This is a genomic window from Bradyrhizobium betae (assembly GCF_004123905.1).
GTDB lineage: Bacteria > Pseudomonadota > Alphaproteobacteria > Rhizobiales > Xanthobacteraceae > Bradyrhizobium > Bradyrhizobium betae_A.
Window position 1 is genome coordinate 168545 of sequence record NZ_MZXW01000022.1, and the last position, 17788, is coordinate 186332.

A 17788-nucleotide genomic window follows, 5' to 3' on the forward strand; every position below is an offset into this window, starting at 1 on the left:
GAATCGGGCAAGGATCGATTGGTTCCCTGTGGGCGGCCTACTGGCCTGCCCAGCCGGCGGTCACGGTCTGCGGGGTCTTGGCCTGCGCAGTGACCGGCGCATTGGTCAGGCAGCGCCGAGCGGCCTCGATTTCGGCCTCCGTGGCCCCCTTAGACCTCGCCCATGTCTCTGCGGCCGCAGCGGAATATTTCGCTACGTAGTACCGGACGACGGTACAGGAAGCCCGACGAAACACGCCTGGTTGCGGCTCGCCGGCCATCGCATCGGGCGCAAATGCGAGCAGCGCCGCTGATAGCGCAAATCCCCTGATCAACATTTAGGCTGTCCCCGTTGTGGAACCAGCGGAGCCAATTCCACCGGCCTGATTTGGTTCCGCGGAACTTCATGTCGAGGGGCAAGACAGAGGCGCAATCAATTCATGGCGTGGGAATCACCGTCCTCGCCTGCTGCCGCGTCAGGGCGTTGATAAAGCCGGCGCGCGCGTCGGAATGGGCCTGCCCGCGCGGCTCCAGCACGTGGCGCAGCAGGAACACGCCGGTCAGCCGAAAGCCGTCCTGGAGATCCTGCTCGGTGAGATCGCTCGCTGTTTCGTCGTGACGCAGGAAGGATGGCAGCCGCAACAGCCGGTCGCGCCACGCCTCGCCCGCCCCGCGAGACACCGCGCCGCCGGATTTCGGCGAGACATAGATCAGCTCCGTGGTCTCCCCGGTCACCGCGCAATTCTCGAGCGCGAGCCCGAAGCCGAGCTCGGCGAGCATCGCCAGCTCGAAATGGATGACGTGCACGGCGGCGCTGCCGATGTCGTCGAAATCGTCGAGCGAATGTTCCAGCAGCGAAAAGATGTTTTCGTGCGGATCGCGCTCGGGAAGCAGCCGCGCGATCGAAGCCAGATGGGTGACGCCGTAGACGCCATGGGACGATCCGAGCAGCGTCGCCGCGCGCAGCTTCAGACCTTCGATGGCGTAGGTGCCGAGATGCTCGTCGAGCCGCGCCCGCCACACCGCGCTGACGCTGTTGCCGGGTTGCAGCAAGGGACGCATCCGCGAGCTGGCGCCGCCGCGCACGAGACCGAGATGCCGCCCGTGCGTGCGCGTCAGCAGCTCGACGATGGCGCTGGATTCGCCATGCCGCCGCACGCCCAGCACGATGCCTTCGTCGGTCCATTCCATGGGAGGAAGCTTAGCGCATTTCGATCGGCCGTAGGGTGGGCAAAGCGAAGCGTGCCCACCAATTTGATCCCCAGCGCGATAATGGTGGGCACAGCGCGCAAGGGCGCGCCTTTGCCCACCCTACGGCACCGCGCGAAATCTCACGCGTTGAACCAGCCCTGGGCATCGCCGCTGAAGGAAAAATACAGGCCCATCGTCGTCAGCACGCAGGAGACGACCTCGATCGCGCTATCGAGCTCCATGCCTTTTTCCCCGACGATCTGGCCGAGCGAGATCACCGACAGCACGAGCGCTGCCGCCAGCACCCAGCGCGGCCAGTTCTTGCGCCAACGAGCAGCCAGCCAGACGAAATAGACCAGCAACAGGATCATGCCGCCGGCGAGCAGCGTCGCCGTCATGATCATCTGCTCGGTCATCTCGGCATTGGGCGTACGGTCCTGCACCGCGACCGAGAGGGCATCCAGCATCAACGACGCATAGAGCAGCGCTTCGAAGCGCCGGACATTGCTGGGTACGCTCATCGGTGACCGATCTTTTCTTGGTTATTCTTTGGGAAATTCCAGGCCCATCTCGCGATAGCGATCGGGATCGTCGCCCCAGTTCTCGCGCACCTTGACGAACAGGAACAGATGCACCGGCACGCCCACGATCTCGGCGAGCTCCTTGCGCGAGTCCGCGCCGATCGACTTGATGGTGGCGCCGCCCGCGCCGAGCACGATCTTGCGCTGGCTCTCGCGCTCCACGAAGATCGTCTGCTCGATGCGCACCGACTTGTCCTTGCGCTCCTCCCATTTGTCGGTCTCGACCGTGGACTGGTAGGGCAATTCCTGGTGCAGCTTGCGAAAGATCTTTTCGCGCGTGATCTCGGCCGCAAGGTGCCGCATCGGCGCGTCCGACATCTGGTCTTCGGGATAGAGGAACGGCCCTGGCGGCACGATCTCGGCCAGCGTAGTCCTGAGGTCGTCGACGCCGTCGCCCGAGATCGCCGCGATCATGAAGGTCTTCGCGAACGGCACGCGCTCGTTGGCGGCTTGCGCCAGCGCCAGCAGCTTCTCGCGCTGGACCAGATCGACCTTGTTGATCACCAGGATCTTCTCGTGCTTCACGCTGGCGACCTTGGTGAGGATCGCCTCGGCCTCCTCGTCGATCCCGGCCTTGGCGTCGAGCAGCACGCAGACGAGGTCGGCATCATGCGCCCCGCTCCAGGCCGTCGAGACCATGGCGCGGTCGAGCCGGCGCTTGGGCAGGAAGATGCCGGGCGTGTCGACCAGGATGATCTGTGCGTTGTTCTCGATGACGATGCCGCGGATCAGCGCGCGCGTGGTCTGCACCTTGCGCGAGACGATCGTGACCTTGGCCCCGACCAGCGCGTTGACCAGCGTGGACTTGCCGACGTTCGGCGCGCCGATCAGCGCAACGAAGCCGCAGCGCGTAGCAGTGGGCGCTTCGCCGCTTGTTTCAGCCGTCATTGCCGCCGCCAACACCTTCACGTTCGATCATCACTGATGCCGCCACCTTCTCTGCCGCGCGCTTGCTGCCGCCGGTACCTTCGGCCGGCGCCAGTCCCGGCAAGTCCACCGCGACACGAAATTCCGGATCGTGGTGCGGGCCGGTGCGCTCGACCTCGCGGTAAACCGGCGTCGGCAGCCCCTTCCCCTGCGCCCATTCCTGCAGCACCGTCTTGGGATCGCGCAAGGGACGCCGCGGCTTGTGCATGCGCTCAGTCCAGTTGCGCTTCACGAACTCGTCCGCCGCCGCATGGCCGCCGTCGAGGAAGATGGCGCCGATCACGGCCTCGCAGATATCACCGAGAATGGACTTGCGCAGGCGGGCATCCGCGCTGGAGCCGACCGAGCCGAGCTTGATGTCGTCGAGCAGACCGAGCGACTTGGCAACGTCGGCGCAGCTCTCCTTGCGCACGAGTTCGGCAAGGCGCTTGGACAGCTCGCCCTCATCGGCGTTCGGGAAGGCATGATAGAGCATGTCGGAGACGACGAGGCCGAGCACGTGGTCGCCGAGAAATTCCAGCCGCTGGTAGCTGTCGCCGCGCTTGCGTCCGGACTTCAGCGCCGAGACATGCGTGATCGCCTGCATCAGCAGGTTCGGGTCGGCAAAGCCGTGCCCAATGCGCGCCTCGAGCGCGGCGTTCGCGTCCGCCGCCTTGGCCTTATCCTTGGCCTTGCTGCCCCTCGCCCGCTTCTTCTTCGCAGGCGTCTTGGAAACAGCTTCGCCGCCAGGGGCCGCAGCCGGCTCGGTCGTTTGGGGTGCGATATCCTTGGCTTCGTCTTTCATCGGACAATTTTGAAGAAACGATTCCAGCGCACCGACCACGGCCAGCGCCAGAACATCCAGGCATGCTCGCCTTCGCCGATGGAGAAGAAGATCATCTGGGCGCGGCCGATCAGGTTTTCCTGCGGCACATAACCGACCTGGCCGAGGAAGCGGCTGTCGGTGGAGTTGTCGCGGTTGTCGCCCATCATGAAGAAATGGCCTGCCGGCACGGTGTAGACGTTGGTATCATCCATGTAGCCGTGGTCGGCGCAGTCCAGCGTTTCATAGGACACGCCGTTCGGCAGCGTTTCCTTCCAGCGCTTCACCCGCGAGATCGCGCCGCTTTCGGCGCCGCACGGGTCCTCGCCGACATATTCGCTCATGCGCTGCCGTTCGACGGGCGCGTCGTTGATGTAGAGCAGCCCATCCTTCATCTGGACGCGGTCGCCGGGAAGGCCGATCACGCGCTTGATGTAGTCGGTCGAGTCGTCCTTCGGCAGGCGAAATACGACGATGTCGCCGCGGTTCGGGTCCGAGCCCCAGATCCGCCCCGAGAACAGCGGCGGCGAGAACGGGATCGAGTAATGGCTATAGCCGTAGGAATATTTCGAGACGAACAGATAGTCACCGACCAGCAGCGTCGCCTTCATCGAGCCGGACGGGATGTTGAACGGCTGGAACAGAAAGGTGCGGATCACCAGCGCGATCAGGAGAGCGTGGATCACGACCCGGATCGTTTCGCCGACGCCGCTCTCAGTTTTCGTTCCCGAAGTCACGCTCATTGCTCTCTCAATTCCGGCCGGCGGTCACAGAGCGCCCTCCTCTCGCGAACTGCCCACCGTTCGCGGCCCAAGGAGATTGTCCTGATTCTGATAATGAGGGCCAATTCCGGCGTAAAGCCGAATTCGCCCAGCCTGATTTGCGTCCGCGGACTTTTAGACGGTTGTCGGAGGCCACGCAATCAAGGATCGCACCAAAACTGAATAAGGCATTGATTTTCAAAAAGAATTATAAAATGACCGCCCAAACCGATCAGGGTCTGGCCAGCGGAACGGCTGAAATGATGACGAAGGCCTGTGCCAATGGCCAGTCATCGGTGATCGACAGGTCGATCCTCGCCTCGAAGCCATCAGGCGTCAGGGCCTGAAGCCGGGCGAGCGCCCCTCCGGTCAGCTGCATGGTCGGCCGTCCCCCGGGCAGGTTGACCACGCCCATGTCGCGCCACCAGACGCCACGCCGGATGCCGGTGCCGAGCGCCTTGGAGCAGGCCTCCTTGGCGGCAAAGCGCTTGGCGTAGGTCGCCACCACCATCTTCTCGTTCTTGGCGCGCCGCTCCGCCTTGGCCCGTTCGGCCGCGGTGAAGATGCGGTCGAGGAACCGCTCGCCATGGCGCTCGATCACCTTGGCCACGCGGGTGATGTCGATCAGGTCGGAGCCGATGCCGATGATCATGCCCGGCTCCGGCCGCGGTCCATCGCCGCGCGCATGTTGCGCACCGTCTCGGCGAGACCGACGAACAGCGCTTCGCCGATCATGTAGTAGCCTATGTTGAGCTCCATGATGTCCGGCAGGGCTGCGATGGTCTCCGCCGTCGCATAGTCGAGCCCATGGCCGGCATGAACTTCCAGCCCCGCAGCCTTGGCGAGCTTCACGCCCGCGACGATCCGCTTCCACTCGGCCTCGGCCTTGTCGGTGTGGCCGTCGACCACGGCGTCGCACCAGGCGCCGGTGTGGATCTCGATCACGGGAGCGCGCAGCCGCGCCGCCATCTCGATTTGCGCAGGGTCGGCGGCGATGAACAGCGAGACGCGTATGCCCGCGTCGTTCAGCCGCGCAATATAGGGTGCGAGCGCATTGTGCTGGCCGACCACGTCCAGTCCGCCTTCGGTCGTCACCTCCTGCCGACGCTCCGGCACCAGGCACACCGCATGCGGCCTGGTGGCGAGCGAGATCCGCATCATGTCGTCGGTCGCCGCCATCTCGAAATTCAGCGGCTTGGAGATCCCGGCCTTCAGCCGCGCCATGTCCTCGTCGCGGATGTGCCGGCGATCCTCGCGCAGATGCGCGGTGATGCCATCGGCGCCGGCCTCGATCGCCAGTAGCGCCGCGCGGACCGGATCGGGATGGCGGCCGCCGCGTGCGTTACGGACGGTCGCGACATGGTCGATATTGACGCCGAGGCGGAGCGGAATAGCGGGCATTGCAGGTCTCACGAGATCAGAGGGACAGACGAATACGAAAGGCGCCTATCCATTAACACGTTCGACGCGGGCGACGACGGCCTTCGCGCGCAACTGGGCGAGGATCGCGCTGAGGTGCTTGAGATCGTAGACTTCGAGGTCGATCGTCGTCTCCGTGAAATCGGGCGAGCGGCGCTGCATGCTGATGTTGTCGATATTGCCGTCATGCTCGGCGATCACGGTCGCGATCTGCGCCAGTGCACCAGGCTCGTTGACGTTCTCGACCTTGATGCGGGCTGGGAAGCGCTGCGGCACGGTATCCTCAATGTCCCAGCGCACATCGAGCCAGCGTTCCGGCTCCTCCTCGAAATCCTTCAGCGCTGGCGCCTGGATTGGATAGATCGTGATGCCCTCGCCCGGCGTGACGATGCCGACGATGCGGTCGCCCGGCACGGCACCGCCGTTCGGCGCGAACTTGATCGGCAGGTCGGAATTGATGCCGCGGATCGGGATCGCGACCGGGCTGCGCGGCGGCTCCGACGGCTTCTCCTTGAGCTTGGCGGCAAGCCCCTTCTTGATGCCATAGCGCGCGATGCGCTCTTCCTTGTAGTCGGGATACATCGCACGCGCGACGTGGGAGGCCTTGATCTCGCCGCGCCCCACCGCCGCCATGACGTCTTCGATCGAGGTGCGCGCAAGCCGCGGCAGCGCGCCCTTGAGCTTGTCGTCGGCATATTCGATCTTGGCGCGCTCGAACAGGCGCTCGACGATGCGCCGGCCGAGGCCGACATACTGATCGCGCACCGCGGTGCGCGTGGCGCGGCGGATCGCGGCACGCGCCTTGCCGGTGACCGCGAGCGTTTCCCAGGCCGACGGCGGCGCCGATTGCGCTTCCGACGTCAGCACCTCGACCTCGTCGCCGTTCTGGAGTTCCGAGGACAACGGCGCGAATTGGCCATTGATCTTGCAGCCCACCGCGCTGTTGCCGACGTCGGTATGCACCGCATAGGCGAAGTCGATCACGTTGGCATGGCGCGGCAGCGCGATCAGCTTGCCCTTCGGAGTGAAGCAGAACACCTGGTCGTGGAACAGCTCGAGCTTGGTGTGCTCGAGGAATTCCTCGGGGTTGGCACTCTCCGAGAGGATGCCGATGGTGTGGCGCAGCCAGGCGAACGCGGTGGACTCGCGCTTGAGGAATTCGGTCGGCGAGCCCACGCCTTCCTTGTAGAAGACGTGCGCGGCGATGCCACGCTCGGCGATCTGGTCCATGGCCTCGGTGCGGATCTGAAGCTCGACGCGCTGGTTGCCGGGGCCGATGACCGTCGTGTGGATCGAACGATAATCGTTCTGCTTCGGCGTCGAGATGTAGTCCTTGAAGCGCCCCGGCACGACCGGCCAGGTGGTGTGGACGATGCCAAGCGCGCGATAGCAGGACTCGATGTCGTTGACGACGACGCGAAAACCGAAGATGTCGGATAATTGCTCGAAGCCGACGGACTTGCGCTCCATCTTGGTCCAGATCGAGAACGGCTTCTTGCTGCGGCCATAGACCCGCGCGCCGAGGCCCTTGTGGCGCAGATTGTTGGAGAGCTGTGCCTCGATCTCGCCGATCAAATTGCGGTTGCGCTCGGCGAGCGCGTCGAGCCGCTGCATCACCACCGAATAGGCGTCGGGATCGAGGGTGCGGAAGGACAGATCCTCGAGCTCCTCGCGCATCTGCTGCATACCCATGCGGCCCGCCAGCGGCGCGTAGATGTCGAGCGTCTCCTCGGCGATGCGCCTTCGCGATTCCGGCGGCACGAAATCCAGCGTGCGCATGTTGTGCAGGCGGTCGGCGAGCTTGACCAGAAGCACGCGGACATCGTCGGCAATGGCCAGCAACAATTTGCGCAGGTTCTCGGCCTGCTTGGCCTCGCGCGACACCAGCTCCAGCCGCTTCAGCTTGGTCAGGCCCTCGACCAGCGCGCCGATCTCGGGCCCGAAAATCTGATCGATCTCGGCCCGCGTCGCTTCGGTGTCCTCGATCGTGTCGTGCAGCAGGGCTGCCACGATGGTGGCGTCGTCGAGCTTGAGGTCGGTGAGAATCGCTGCCACTTCGAGCGGATGCGAGAAATACGGATCGCCCGAGGCCCGCGTCTGCGAGCCGTGCGCCTTCATGGCGTAGACATAGGCGCGGTTCAGCAGGTCTTCGTTGGTGTTGGGATTGTAGGACCTTACGCGCTCGACGAGGTCATATTGACGCATCATCCGTGCACGGGGCTTGGCCGGGCGGGCCACCGGCGCAGTCGGAGCCACGGCAACCGATTCGGTTGCCGCCTGCATCTGCGTTGATCTCCGGCGTCGATACACCATGCCGTCCTGCCTTCAAACGGACCACCAGGCGGCCCGTTGCATACATCTTAGCTCCGATCGCGCGCGCGTCCGATCAATTCGATGACAGGTGCGCAGCGCGAAACGGCAACGCTATGGTAACCACGAAAACGCCAACAAAAGCAAAGGCCCGAACAACCGTTCGGGCCTTTGATAAGATCACAAGAAGTCGACGACTGCGACGGACGATTTACTCGTCCTCCTCGGGCTGCTCTTCCGGCGGCGCGAGGCCCTCGAGGCCCTTCAGGAGCTCCTCTTCGGTCATGCGCTCGACGGCAACTTCAGTATCGTCCGCATCGACGCTTGCGCCGGCGGAACCGATCAGCGGCACCGTATCGGGCTCGGGCTCGTCGACCTCGACGAACTTCTGGAGCGAGTGCACCAGCTCCTCGCGGAGGTCTTCCGGCGAGATGGTCGTGTCAGCAATTTCGCGCAAAGATACAACAGGGTTCTTGTCGTTATCGCGGTCAACCGTTAGTTGTGAACCAGACGAAATCATGCGGGCACGGTGGGCAGCCAGCAAGACCAGGTCAAACCGGTTGTCGACCTTGTCGATACAATCTTCTACGGTGACGCGAGCCATGGACTGTCGCTCCGTTGTGGGTGGGACGAAATATGTGGATGATTGGGGCTAGTTATAGGGACCGGGCCGGTTTCGCAAGGCCAATTTGTGATTTGGCCTCGCCAAACGGCTCTGCTACCTCCACATTGGGGCTGGGACGGGTGTTTTTCCGGGCTGCCGTCGAGGGCAGCGCCGGGTGTATGCAAGACCGCCATAACTATACCTTGATTGCCCCGACTTCTCCGGATTTGCGGTTTCGACGGGTTTAGGCGGTCTTAGAACTGCGCGGCTTGCTGCCGCTGCGCCAACAATAAACGATCAATCACGAACACTACGCGAGCAAACTGAATGTCACCTTCCTCTACCGACAAGATCGCGCTCTTCATCGATGGAGCCAATCTCTACGCGACGGCAAAAACTCTCGGCTTCGATATCGATTACAAGCGATTGCTGAAGGAGTTTCAGAGCCGTGGGACGCTGCTGCGGGCGTTCTACTACACCGCCATCATCGAGGATCAGGAATACTCCTCGATCCGCCCGCTGATCGACTGGCTCGACTACAACGGCTACACCGTCGTCACCAAGGCGACGAAGGAATTCATCGACGCCTCCGGCCGCCGCAAGGTCAAGGGCAACATGGATATCGAGCTTGCCGTGGACGCCATGGAGCTTGCCGAGCACATCGACCAGATGGTGTTGTTCTCCGGGGACGGCGACTTCCGCTCCCTGGTCGAGGCCGTCCAGCGCCGCGGCGTGCGGGTCACCGTGATCTCCACGATCGCGAGCCAGCCGCCGATGATCGCCGACGAGCTGCGCCGCCAGGCCGACGTCTTCACCGATCTCGTCGAGCTGCAATCCAAGCTCGGCCGCGATCCGTCCGAACGCCCCGCTCCGCGCGAGCGCGGCGATCGCGAGGGACGACACCACGCCCCGCAGTTCCTCCAGCGCGCGACCACCATGGCGCCGAGGGGTGATGACGACTTCGAGGAGTGAGGCGGCACGGTCAAGCCGCCAGCCCCTCACCGTCGTCCCCGACCGTGACTGCCCGCTCTGCCCGCGCCTGGTCGCCTTTCGCGAGGCGAACCGCGCGCGTGAGCCGCTATGGCACAACGCGCCGGTGCCGCCATTCGGCGACATCAAGGCGCGCCTGCTGGTCGTTGGCCTTGCCCCGGGGATGCAGGGCGCCAACCGCACCGGCCGTCCCTTCACTGGTGATTATGCCGGCGACCTGCTCTACGCCACCCTGCTCGAATACGGCTTTGCCAAGGGCATCTACCAGGCGCGGCCCGATGACGGGCTGATGCTGGTCGACTGCCGCATCGCCAATGCCGTGCATTGCGTTCCGCCGCAGAACAAGCCGCTGCCGGTCGAGATCAACACCTGCCGCCAGTTTCTCGCGGCTACCCTCGCGACGATGCCGAACCTGCGCGCGATCGTCGCGCTGGGGCGGATTGCGCACGACACTGTGCTCAAACCCCTGAATCTGAAGGCCTCGCAGGCCCCCTTCGGGCACGGCGCGGTGCACCAGGCCGGCGCGTTCAAGCTCTACGACAGCTACCATTGCTCGCGTTACAACACGAATACCCGCGTGCTGACGACGGACATGTTCCGGTCGGTGTTCGCGAGGATTAGGGCCGACCTCGATTAGGCCGTCAACTCAGCCTTTGGCGGGATTGGCCTTCAGCCAGTCCAGCACGTCGCCGGCGTTCCGGTCGGGCGGAAACACCGGATAGAACACATGTGAGATCCTGGCGTCGTCGATGATCAGCGCGAGCCGCTTGATCAACGTCAGGCCTGCGACCTCCATGGTCGGCAGGTTGAGGGCGCGCGTGAGTGCCAGCCTCTCGTCGGAGAGCACGGGAAACGGCAGATGCAGGCGCGAGGCCATCTCGGTCTGGTAGGCGTTGCTCTGGGTCGAGAGCCCAAACACCTGCGCGGCGCCGGCGGCTTTCAGCTCGGCGAACAGGTCGCGAAATGCGCATGTCTGCGGCGTGCAGCCCCGCGCACCGGGGATCATGTCCCAATCGTCGACCAGCGAGATCTTGCCGGGTTCGCCGGTACGTGGATAGGCGAACACCACGGTGCGGCCGGAGAGCGCCGACAACGTCACCGAATTATCGTCTGTCGCGAGCAGGCTGATCGCTGGCAATTTCAGGCCGGTCAGATGCGCGGCGCCGCCGTCATCGGCTGGGGCGGGAATCTGGCTCCAATCGACCTCGAGAAGGTTCTTCTGATTCATCCCGCTATCCCCGCGCCCGCATCAGCCGGCCCTTCTCCCTGCTCCAGTCCCGCTTCTTCTCGGTCTCGCGTTTGTCGTGCAGCTTCTTGCCCTTGGCAACCGCGAGCTGCAGTTTGGCGCGACCGCGCTCGTTGAAATAGAGCTTTAACGGGATCAGCGTCATGCCTTCGCGATCGACGGCACCCATCAGCTTGTTGATCTGCTTGCGATGCAGCAGCAGCTTTCGTGGCCGCTTGGGCTCGTGGTTGAAGCGGTTGCCCTGGAGGTATTCGGGAATGGTGGCGTTGATCAGCCAGATCTCGCCGTCCTTGGAATCGGCGTAGGATTCCGCGATCGTGCTCTTGCCGTTGCGGATCGACTTGACCTCGGTGCCGGTCAGCGCAATGCCCGCCTCGATCGTATCCTCGATGGCGTAGTTGAAGCGGGCCTTGCGGTTTTCCGCCATGACCTTGATAGGACGTTCGTTCTTATCGGCCATGTGAGACAAACCTGATCGAGATGCGCGCGTAAGCTAACAGTTTGGATGAAGCGCGCGCGTCACTTCTTGAGGAGATCGCGGATCTCGGTCAGCAACACGACCTCCGCCGACGGTTTTGGCGGAACAGCGGGTGCCGCCTCTTCCTTGCGCTTCAGCGCGTTGATGGCGCGGATCACCAGGAACAGCACGAAGGCGACGATCATGAAGTTGATCGTCAGCGTGAGGAAGCTGCCCCAAGCAAGCACGGCACCTTGCTTTTTCGCGTCAGCCAAGTTGGTGGCAGTGACCGCCTTCGACAAGGGGGTGAAGTAATTCGAGAAGTCGAGGCCGCCGGTGATCGCACCGATGATCGGCATGATGACGTCGCCGACCAGCGACGTGACGATCGCACCGAAGGCCGCGCCGATGATGACGCCGACGGCGAGATCGACGACGTTGCCCTTGACGGCAAACTCGCGGAACTCCTTGAGCATCCGCGTGCCCTTTTCCTCGACGCGCATGAACGGCTCCCGGCTGGCGCCTCAGTTGATCAGGCCGGCGTGCACCATGGCACTGCGCACCGCAACGCGGGTCGGCTCGGAGACCGGCACCATCGGCAGCCGCAGCGTTTCGTCGAGCTTGCCGAGCAGCGACATCGCGTACTTGATCGGCGCCGGATTGCTCTCGATGAACAGGTTGTTGTGCAGCGGCATCAGCTTGTCGTGCAGCTTCAGCGCGGTGGCGTGATCGCCCTTTGCCCAGGCGGCCTGGAACTCCGAGCACAGGCGCGGCGCGACGTTCGACGTCACCGAGATGCAGCCATGGCCGCCATGCGCCATGTAGCCGAGGATGGTGGCGTCCTCGCCGGAGAGCTGGTTGAAATCCTCGCCCATCGCGGCGCGCTGCTGCGACACGCGCACCATGCTGGCGGTGGCGTCCTTGACGCCGGCGATGTTCTTCAGCTCCCACAGCCGCTTCATGGTGTCGACCGACATGTCGATTACCGAGCGCGGCGGGATGTTGTAGATGATGATCGGAATGCCGATCGCATCGTTGATCGCCTTGAAGTGCTGGTACATGCCTTCCTGGGTCGGCTTGTTGTAGTAGGGCGTCACCACCAGCACGGCGTTGGCGCCCGCCTTCTCGGCATGCTGCGCAAGCTCGATCGCTTCCTTGGTCGAGTTGGAGCCGGCGCCGGCGACCACGGGCACGCGGCCCTTGGCCTCCTTGATGCACCATTCGACGACCTTCTTGTGCTCGTCATGGGAAAGCGTCGGGCTCTCGCCGGTGGTGCCGACGGGGACCAGGCCGTTGGTGCCTTCTGAAATCTGCCAGTTGACCAGGGAGCGGAACGCCGCCTCGTCCAGCGAGCCGTTCTTGAACGGCGTGACCAAGGCGGTGAACGACCCCCGGAATTTCGTCTTGGCTGCCATGGACTTCCTCCGTACGCGGCAATCTTCGAGCAAGCCCCATACATATCGGGTCTGTCCGGTCGGTAAAAGGGTCGCTTCCGCGTGACGCACCGTTTAGGTCGCGATTTTGCCGCGGTGCTGGTGCAAACCCGGCGGAAGTAAGCGGCTGTTGGTATTTTGTCCGCATATTCAATCAAATACAGCCAGATCTTGTACAACTGGGTCTTGAGCCATTTCACTGATTCGGGGCGACGAAACGCCGTGACCTCCTTTCCTCGTGCCTCCTGGCGATCCGCGGGTCTGGTTGTAAGCCTGATGGCAGGGCTGTCGGTCGGCTGCGCCGCTCTGGCCAAGTCCAATGAGACGCCTGCGGAAGGGACCAAGGAACCCGCGAAGCCCGCGGCCAAGGACGCCGCGAAGGGGTCTACCAAGGGAACCGGCAAGGAAACTTCGAAGGACGCAGCCAAAGGCGCTACCAAGGGCGCGGCGAGCGCCCCGGCCAAGGATGCAGCGAAGAAGCCGGGCAAGGACGCGAGCAAGAACGCCGGTAAGGAGCCCGCGAAGGACAAGCCCAAGCCTGCCGCAGCGGCCGCCGCGCCAAAGTCACAGCCCGCCGCCCACGGTTCAGCTCCGAAGACCACCCCTGCGCCGGCCGTGACGGCCACCGTCAGACCCACGGCCCCGGCGGCCACCGCCAAGCCGATCGCAGCGCCCGCGCTTGCGCCGGCAACCCGCCAGCACGCCGCGCCGCGCAAGCCGGTGACGCCCGCTGCGGTCGCTGCAACCTCGTCGACGTCGCAGGCCGACAAGGACACGCTGGAGAACGTCATCGAGCTCGTGCGCAAGCGCAAGGCGGGCGACGCCACCAATGACGCCGCCTCGATCTCGGACCCGGTCGCGCGAAAGCTTGCGGAATGGATCATCCTGCGCAGCGAAGACAATGGCGCCACCGTCGAGCGCTATCGCGCCTTCCTCTCCGCAAATCCGAGCTGGCCGTCGCAGACCTTCCTGCGTCGCCGCCTCGAGGCAGCAATGTGGGACGACAGGCGCGACGATGGTGTCGCGTGGTCCTGGTTCGAGGGCGAATCCCCCGTCTCCGCCAAGGGCCGCTTCACGCTCGCCAAGGCGATGCTGGCACGCGGCGACCGCGCCAATGCCGAGCGGCTGGTGCGCGAGGCCTGGCGCAGCGATCCGATGTCGGAGGACACCGAGAACAACGCGCTCGACCAGTTCGGCGCCCTGCTCACGCCGGGCGACCAGAAGGCGCGGATGGACACGCTGCTTTACGGCAGCGAGAACGAAGCGGCGCTGCGCGCGGCAAAGCGCCTCGGCGCCGGCTACGTCGCGCTCGCCAAGGCGCGTATCGCCGCCGTCAAGAAGGCACCGAACGCACACGCCCTGCTCGACGCGGTGCCGCGCGAGCTGCACAGCGATCCCGGCTTCATCTTCAGCAAGATCCAGCTGTTGCGCCGCGAGGAGAAGTTTACTGAGGCCGCCCAGCTCATGCTGTCGGCGCCGAAGGATCCAAACCGGCTCTACAATCTCGACGAATGGTGGATCGAGCGGCGCCTCCTGGCGCGCAAGATGATCGACACCGAGGAATTCCGCAGCGCCTATCTGATCGCGCGCGATGCGGCGCTGCCCTCGCGCGACATCTACAAGACCGAGCAGGAATTCACCGCGGGCTGGATCGCGCTGCGCTTCCTCAATGACCCCGCCATTGCCGCCCAGCATTTCGCCCGCATCGGCGTCGGTAGCGTCAATCCCACCACGCTCGCGCGCGCCGGCTATTGGCAGGGCCGCGCCGCGGAGGCCGCCGGTCGCCAGCAAGAGGCGCGTAACGCCTACGCGCGCGCCGCAGAGCAATCCACCAGCTATTACGGCCAGCTCGCGCGCGCAAAGCTCGGCCTGCCGCAGATCGAGCTCAACAGCCAGCCGCGCGGCCGCGGCGCCGAGCGGCTCGAGATCGTGCGCGCCGCGCAACTGCTCTACGAGCTCGACGAGCGCGAGATGGCGATACCTGTTCTCGCCGACATGGGCGAGAACGGCGATCCTGAGGCGCTGACCGGCCTCGGCGAGCTGACCCAGCGCTACAACGATGCGCGCGGCATGCTGCTGCTCGGCAAGGCCGCGCTCAACCGCGGCCTGCCGTTCGACTTCTACGCCTATCCCGTCAACGGCATTCCGCAGTTCACGCCGATCGGCCCCGAGGTCGAGCGCAGCATCGTCTATGCGATCGCGCGGCAAGAAAGCGCATTCAACCCCTCCGTTGTCTCGCCGGCGCAGGCCTATGGGCTGATGCAGGTGACGCCGGACGCCGCGCGCTATGTCTGCAAGCGGCACGGCGCGACTTACGATCTCGGGCGGCTGAAGAACGATTCGGTCTACAACGCCACGCTCGGCTCAGCTGAGCTCGGCGGGCTGCTCGAGGATTATCGCGGCTCCTACATCATGACCTTCGCCGCCTACAATGCCGGCCGCGGCAGCGTGAAGAAGTGGGTCGACCGCTACGGCGATCCGCGCGACCCCAAGGTCGACGCCGTCGACTGGGTTGAGCTCATTCCGTTCTCCGAGACGCGCAACTACGTGCAGCGGATCATGGAGAACCTTCAGGTCTACCGCGCCCGCTTCGGCGGCGGCACGCGGTTGCAGATCGAAGCTGATTTGCGCCGCGGCGCCGGCAGCGTCGAGTAGCGGCGGCTTCTCTCGAGCGAAAGCCTGTCCCCCTTAATCACCCTGACACGCCTGATTGAGGGAGATACTTCACGCGCGCTCTGGTCGCATTTGTCTGGGGATAGGCATCTGCTGTCCCAGGTCAACAAAAACGAGGAAAGCCATGAAGACGTTGGCAATGTCCGCTTTTGCTCTTGTCGCCATGTCGATTGCGTCAGCGGGTGCCGCCCCCCTCAAAGTCGCAGCCCAAACCAGCAATGGCCCTGGGGCCAATGCTCCCTGTCCAGTGGTGTGGGTCACAACTGCAGAAACGTTCTCAACTTCAAAACCTTCTACGATTGCCAAACCAATAGGATGGAGAGGGGTTGGACCAGCATTGAGAGCTCCAACTACTGCCGGACCCTGGACGTGAAATAAGGACGGTTGCGGTTCAGAACCTGAGAGGCCGCCTCCGTTCCGGGACCGGGTTCGTCCTTACGACCGTCGCCTGCCCTTCGACCACTAACGATTCATCGGCTCAAGCGAAAAGGCCCCCAGCGGTTTCCCGCTGAGGGCCTCGGAAGTCGATCAGTTAGACCGAACTTACCAGTTGCGCTGAGCGCGGAGGAGCAGGGTAATAGTGTCCTGATCCTTCAGCTCGTAGAAAGCGGTCGGCTTGGCGGTCACGCTGGAGGGGGTAACGCCAACCGTACCAGAGTACTTCTGGTCGAGGTGGGTCCAGGCGAGATCAGCCGAGAACGTGAGGTTCTTGACCGGGGTCCAGCGGGTGATGATACCTGCCTGACCGATGGCGAAGTCCGGGTTACAGCCGGTGACACCAGCCAGGCCACCGAACACGCCGGCGGCACCGCCGACGCCGCAAAGGGTGGTCTTGCCGAGCGAACCGAACTGCGCCTGAGCGTAGGCACCGTAGATCGCGGTGTTCCAGTAGGGATCCCAGTTGTGGGTGTAAGCGCCGCGGAAGCCCCAGGTCTTGACGGTTTCCTGCGAGCTGCCGGTGACGTACACGGTGTCCGGAGCATTGGCAAAGCCGACGCTCTGGTAGGCGATGCCCGAGTTGCCGAACATCGAGTAGGTGCTGCCCGCCAGATTCTGGAAGTTGTAGCGGGTCGCGCCGTCGGTGTAGACGCCCTGGATGTTGATCACGTCACCCGCGCCGGTCGGGATGTTCTTGATCGACAGAGCAAGCTGAACAGCCCAACCCCACTTGTCATCAGGATGACCGGTGATTTCGGTCGCGCCGTAGTAACCGACGTGGTTGTCATGCGCAGCCACCGACGCCTGGAAGAGACCCCAAGCCTGGTCGACACGCAGCATCGCAACGAGGTTCGGCGAACGCGAGCCGCCGATGGAGTTGGTACCGTACGAACCACCAACCATGCCCGCCGCAGTCGCGCCGGTCATGTTGAGGTTGCCGGCCTGATAGTACTGGGTCGCGTCTTCCGCCGAGAACGCAGCCGTGATGCCCTGACCGAAGTCAGCGGTGTAGCTGAACTGGTTGACACCAGTGACCGTGCCGCTGCCGCCGACGAGGCTGTCGTAGTTGTTGCCGGGGTAGTTGGTCCAGGGCGCGTCGAACTGCGACACGGCCTTACCCATCGTGAAGCCGGCGAACTGGATGAAGGCGTAGTACACGCCGAGCGAACCGCCCGAGGTGTTGCCGTCAGTCGAGTTGACCGCGCCACCGCTCGAACCCGCCAGGCCCGTGGCAGCCGCGTTCAGACCCAGGGTACCGCTATACTGAGTTCCGCCAGTTGCACTGCCGAGACCCTGATAGTTGCCCGTCGTCCACGAGAAGACGCCGTCGAAGAAGGTACGGACAACGCCGTACTCGGTGGCGGTGCGCGTGTCGATGTTGAGATCTTCACGAGCGCGCATGGTGTAGTAGTTCGTCAGGCGGTTGCGCGAGCCGTTGTTGGTGGTTGTCTGCGCACCGTAATCCGAGTTCGTGTTCAGCGCGACTTCAGCGCGCAGGTAACCACCCAGCTTGATGCAGGTGTCGGTGCCCGGGATGTAATAGAAACCCGCACCGTACAGGGAGCAGATCTTCACGTATTCGACCGCTTTGGCCTTCACGGGGAGATCGGCTGCCTGCGCTCCGCCAACAGCGATGAGACCCGCCGCTGAACCGAGCAAAAGGCTCTTAACCAACTTCATGTTAAACCTCCAAGTTTGCTCTATAGGGAAGGTTCCGGATCCGCTGGGTGAAACACCCTAAGGTTGGTTCCCTTGTCCCTTAACTCACCGCTTAGTCGCTTCGCGCCTTCGGACACACCCGCTGAACGCGAGGGACTTAAGCGAACCACCTAAAACGGGACGACCTCAGGATGCCCCCCTCCGTCGCTCAGTCACAATTACCGAACGTCTTTGCACACACAACAAGAGAACACTCCGAAACGGGCCAATGAAGCTTGTTTTCCGACGGGTGTTGCACAAATAACACGCAGATGTGATC

18 protein-coding genes are annotated in these 17788 nt (G+C 63.9%); 3 read left to right on the forward strand and 15 right to left on the reverse strand.

The window, feature by feature from the left end; translation table 11 throughout:
• Window positions 1–37 precede the first annotated feature (37 nt).
• From B5V03_RS20410 to rpoZ, 10 genes are all read right to left on the reverse strand, one after another.
• A complete protein-coding gene (locus tag B5V03_RS20410; protein ID WP_129272193.1) occupies window positions 38–316 on the reverse strand; it encodes a hypothetical protein in 279 nt (92 codons plus the stop codon).
• Window positions 317–416: 100 nt separating this feature from the next.
• Window positions 417–1169, reverse strand: coding sequence for a DNA repair protein RecO (gene recO, locus B5V03_RS20415; RefSeq protein ID WP_129272194.1), 753 nt, complete (start codon window positions 1167–1169; stop codon window positions 417–419).
• Between the two features lie 140 nt (window positions 1170–1309).
• A complete protein-coding gene (locus B5V03_RS20420; RefSeq protein WP_129272195.1) occupies window positions 1310–1690 on the reverse strand; it encodes a hypothetical protein in 381 nt (126 codons plus the stop codon).
• 21 nt (window positions 1691–1711) lie between these two features.
• Window positions 1712–2638 (reverse strand): GTPase Era, encoded by a 927-nt coding sequence (gene era / locus B5V03_RS20425; protein ID WP_129272196.1) that lies wholly within the window; start codon window positions 2636–2638, stop codon window positions 1712–1714.
• Window positions 2628–3461, reverse strand: coding sequence for a ribonuclease III (rnc, locus tag B5V03_RS20430; protein WP_129272197.1), 834 nt, complete (start codon window positions 3459–3461; stop codon window positions 2628–2630). Before rnc ends, era begins: the two co-directional genes overlap by 11 nt.
• Complete coding sequence (gene lepB, locus B5V03_RS20435) at window positions 3458–4222, reverse strand: signal peptidase I (RefSeq protein WP_129272198.1); 765 nt, start codon at window positions 4220–4222, stop codon at window positions 3458–3460. The genes rnc and lepB overlap by 4 nt, the downstream gene beginning before the upstream one ends.
• Before the next feature lie 250 nt (window positions 4223–4472).
• Window positions 4473–4892 carry a holo-ACP synthase gene (gene acpS, locus B5V03_RS20440; RefSeq protein ID WP_008133011.1) on the reverse strand — a complete coding sequence of 140 codons (420 nt, stop codon included), beginning with the start codon at window positions 4890–4892 and terminating at the stop codon, window positions 4473–4475.
• A complete protein-coding gene (locus B5V03_RS20445; RefSeq protein WP_129272199.1) occupies window positions 4889–5641 on the reverse strand; it encodes a pyridoxine 5'-phosphate synthase in 753 nt (250 codons plus the stop codon). Before B5V03_RS20445 ends, acpS begins: the two co-directional genes overlap by 4 nt.
• A 45-nt stretch (window positions 5642–5686) precedes the next feature.
• Entirely contained in the window at window positions 5687–7972 is a 2286-nt protein-coding gene (locus B5V03_RS20450; protein ID WP_129272200.1) for a RelA/SpoT family protein, read from the reverse strand.
• Between the two features lie 208 nt (window positions 7973–8180).
• Entirely contained in the window at window positions 8181–8573 is a 393-nt protein-coding gene (rpoZ, locus tag B5V03_RS20455; RefSeq protein ID WP_008133017.1) for a DNA-directed RNA polymerase subunit omega, read from the reverse strand.
• A 327-nt stretch (window positions 8574–8900) separates the two neighbouring features.
• Between rpoZ and B5V03_RS20460 the strand changes: the two genes are divergently transcribed.
• Both B5V03_RS20460 and B5V03_RS20465 read left to right on the forward strand, forming a co-directional pair.
• A complete protein-coding gene (locus tag B5V03_RS20460; protein WP_129272201.1) occupies window positions 8901–9545 on the forward strand; it encodes an NYN domain-containing protein in 645 nt (214 codons plus the stop codon).
• On the forward strand, window positions 9526–10200 hold the full coding sequence (locus tag B5V03_RS20465; RefSeq protein ID WP_129272202.1) for a uracil-DNA glycosylase: 675 nt from the start codon (window positions 9526–9528) through the stop codon (window positions 10198–10200). The genes B5V03_RS20460 and B5V03_RS20465 overlap by 20 nt, the downstream gene beginning before the upstream one ends.
• 9 nt (window positions 10201–10209) lie before the next feature.
• Here B5V03_RS20465 and B5V03_RS20470 read toward each other — a convergent pair whose 3' ends face one another.
• Genes B5V03_RS20470 through dapA form a run of 4 tightly spaced genes read right to left on the reverse strand, consistent with a single transcriptional unit; the run spans window position 10210 to window position 12681 of the window.
• On the reverse strand, window positions 10210–10791 hold the full coding sequence (locus B5V03_RS20470) for a peroxiredoxin (RefSeq protein ID WP_129272203.1): 582 nt from the start codon (window positions 10789–10791) through the stop codon (window positions 10210–10212).
• 4 nt (window positions 10792–10795) lie between these two features.
• The gene (gene smpB / locus B5V03_RS20475; protein WP_094891864.1) at window positions 10796–11269 is read right to left on the reverse strand and encodes an SsrA-binding protein SmpB; all 474 of its coding nucleotides are present in this window, start codon (window positions 11267–11269) and stop codon (window positions 10796–10798) included.
• Between the two features lie 59 nt (window positions 11270–11328).
• Window positions 11329–11742 (reverse strand): large conductance mechanosensitive channel protein MscL, encoded by a 414-nt coding sequence (gene mscL, locus B5V03_RS20480; protein WP_129272395.1) that lies wholly within the window; start codon window positions 11740–11742, stop codon window positions 11329–11331.
• Window positions 11743–11790: 48 nt separating this feature from the next.
• Entirely contained in the window at window positions 11791–12681 is an 891-nt protein-coding gene (gene dapA, locus B5V03_RS20485; protein ID WP_129272204.1) for a 4-hydroxy-tetrahydrodipicolinate synthase, read from the reverse strand.
• Window positions 12682–12975: 294 nt separating this feature from the next.
• Between dapA and B5V03_RS20490 the strand changes: the two genes are divergently transcribed.
• Window positions 12976–15354 (forward strand): lytic transglycosylase domain-containing protein, encoded by a 2379-nt coding sequence (locus B5V03_RS20490; protein ID WP_164988154.1) that lies wholly within the window; start codon window positions 12976–12978, stop codon window positions 15352–15354.
• A 561-nt stretch (window positions 15355–15915) separates the two neighbouring features.
• Here B5V03_RS20490 and B5V03_RS20495 read toward each other — a convergent pair.
• Window positions 15916–17490 carry a porin gene (locus B5V03_RS20495; protein WP_129272206.1) on the reverse strand — a complete coding sequence of 525 codons (1575 nt, stop codon included), beginning with the start codon at window positions 17488–17490 and terminating at the stop codon, window positions 15916–15918.
• Window positions 17491–17788 lie beyond the last annotated feature (298 nt).

Excerpts from the sequence above, each read along its gene's own strand:
- B5V03_RS20410 (WP_129272193.1), bottom strand. The coding sequence starts at position 316 with ATGTTGATCAGGGGATTTGCGCTATCAGCGGCGCTGCTCGCATTTGCG.
- recO (WP_129272194.1), bottom strand. The coding sequence starts at position 1,169 with ATGGAATGGACCGACGAAGGCATCGTGCTGGGCGTGCGGCGGCATGGC.
- B5V03_RS20420 (WP_129272195.1), bottom strand. The coding sequence starts at position 1,690 with ATGAGCGTACCCAGCAATGTCCGGCGCTTCGAAGCGCTGCTCTATGCG.
- era (WP_129272196.1), bottom strand. The coding sequence starts at position 2,638 with ATGACGGCTGAAACAAGCGGCGAAGCGCCCACTGCTACGCGCTGCGGC.
- rnc (WP_129272197.1), bottom strand. The coding sequence starts at position 3,461 with ATGAAAGACGAAGCCAAGGATATCGCACCCCAAACGACCGAGCCGGCT.
- lepB (WP_129272198.1), bottom strand. The coding sequence starts at position 4,222 with ATGAGCGTGACTTCGGGAACGAAAACTGAGAGCGGCGTCGGCGAAACG.
- acpS (WP_008133011.1), bottom strand. The coding sequence starts at position 4,892 with ATGATCATCGGCATCGGCTCCGACCTGATCGACATCACCCGCGTGGCC.
- B5V03_RS20445 (WP_129272199.1), bottom strand. The coding sequence starts at position 5,641 with ATGCCCGCTATTCCGCTCCGCCTCGGCGTCAATATCGACCATGTCGCG.
- B5V03_RS20450 (WP_129272200.1), bottom strand. The coding sequence starts at position 7,972 with ATGGTGTATCGACGCCGGAGATCAACGCAGATGCAGGCGGCAACCGAA.
- rpoZ (WP_008133017.1), bottom strand. The coding sequence starts at position 8,573 with ATGGCTCGCGTCACCGTAGAAGATTGTATCGACAAGGTCGACAACCGG.
- B5V03_RS20460 (WP_129272201.1), top strand. The coding sequence starts at position 8,901 with ATGTCACCTTCCTCTACCGACAAGATCGCGCTCTTCATCGATGGAGCC.
- B5V03_RS20465 (WP_129272202.1), top strand. The coding sequence starts at position 9,526 with ATGACGACTTCGAGGAGTGAGGCGGCACGGTCAAGCCGCCAGCCCCTC.
- B5V03_RS20470 (WP_129272203.1), bottom strand. The coding sequence starts at position 10,791 with ATGAATCAGAAGAACCTTCTCGAGGTCGATTGGAGCCAGATTCCCGCC.
- smpB (WP_094891864.1), bottom strand. The coding sequence starts at position 11,269 with ATGGCCGATAAGAACGAACGTCCTATCAAGGTCATGGCGGAAAACCGC.
- mscL (WP_129272395.1), bottom strand. The coding sequence starts at position 11,742 with ATGCTCAAGGAGTTCCGCGAGTTTGCCGTCAAGGGCAACGTCGTCGAT.
- dapA (WP_129272204.1), bottom strand. The coding sequence starts at position 12,681 with ATGGCAGCCAAGACGAAATTCCGGGGGTCGTTCACCGCCTTGGTCACG.
- B5V03_RS20490 (WP_164988154.1), top strand. The coding sequence starts at position 12,976 with ATGGCAGGGCTGTCGGTCGGCTGCGCCGCTCTGGCCAAGTCCAATGAG.
- B5V03_RS20495 (WP_129272206.1), bottom strand. The coding sequence starts at position 17,490 with ATGAAGTTGGTTAAGAGCCTTTTGCTCGGTTCAGCGGCGGGTCTCATC.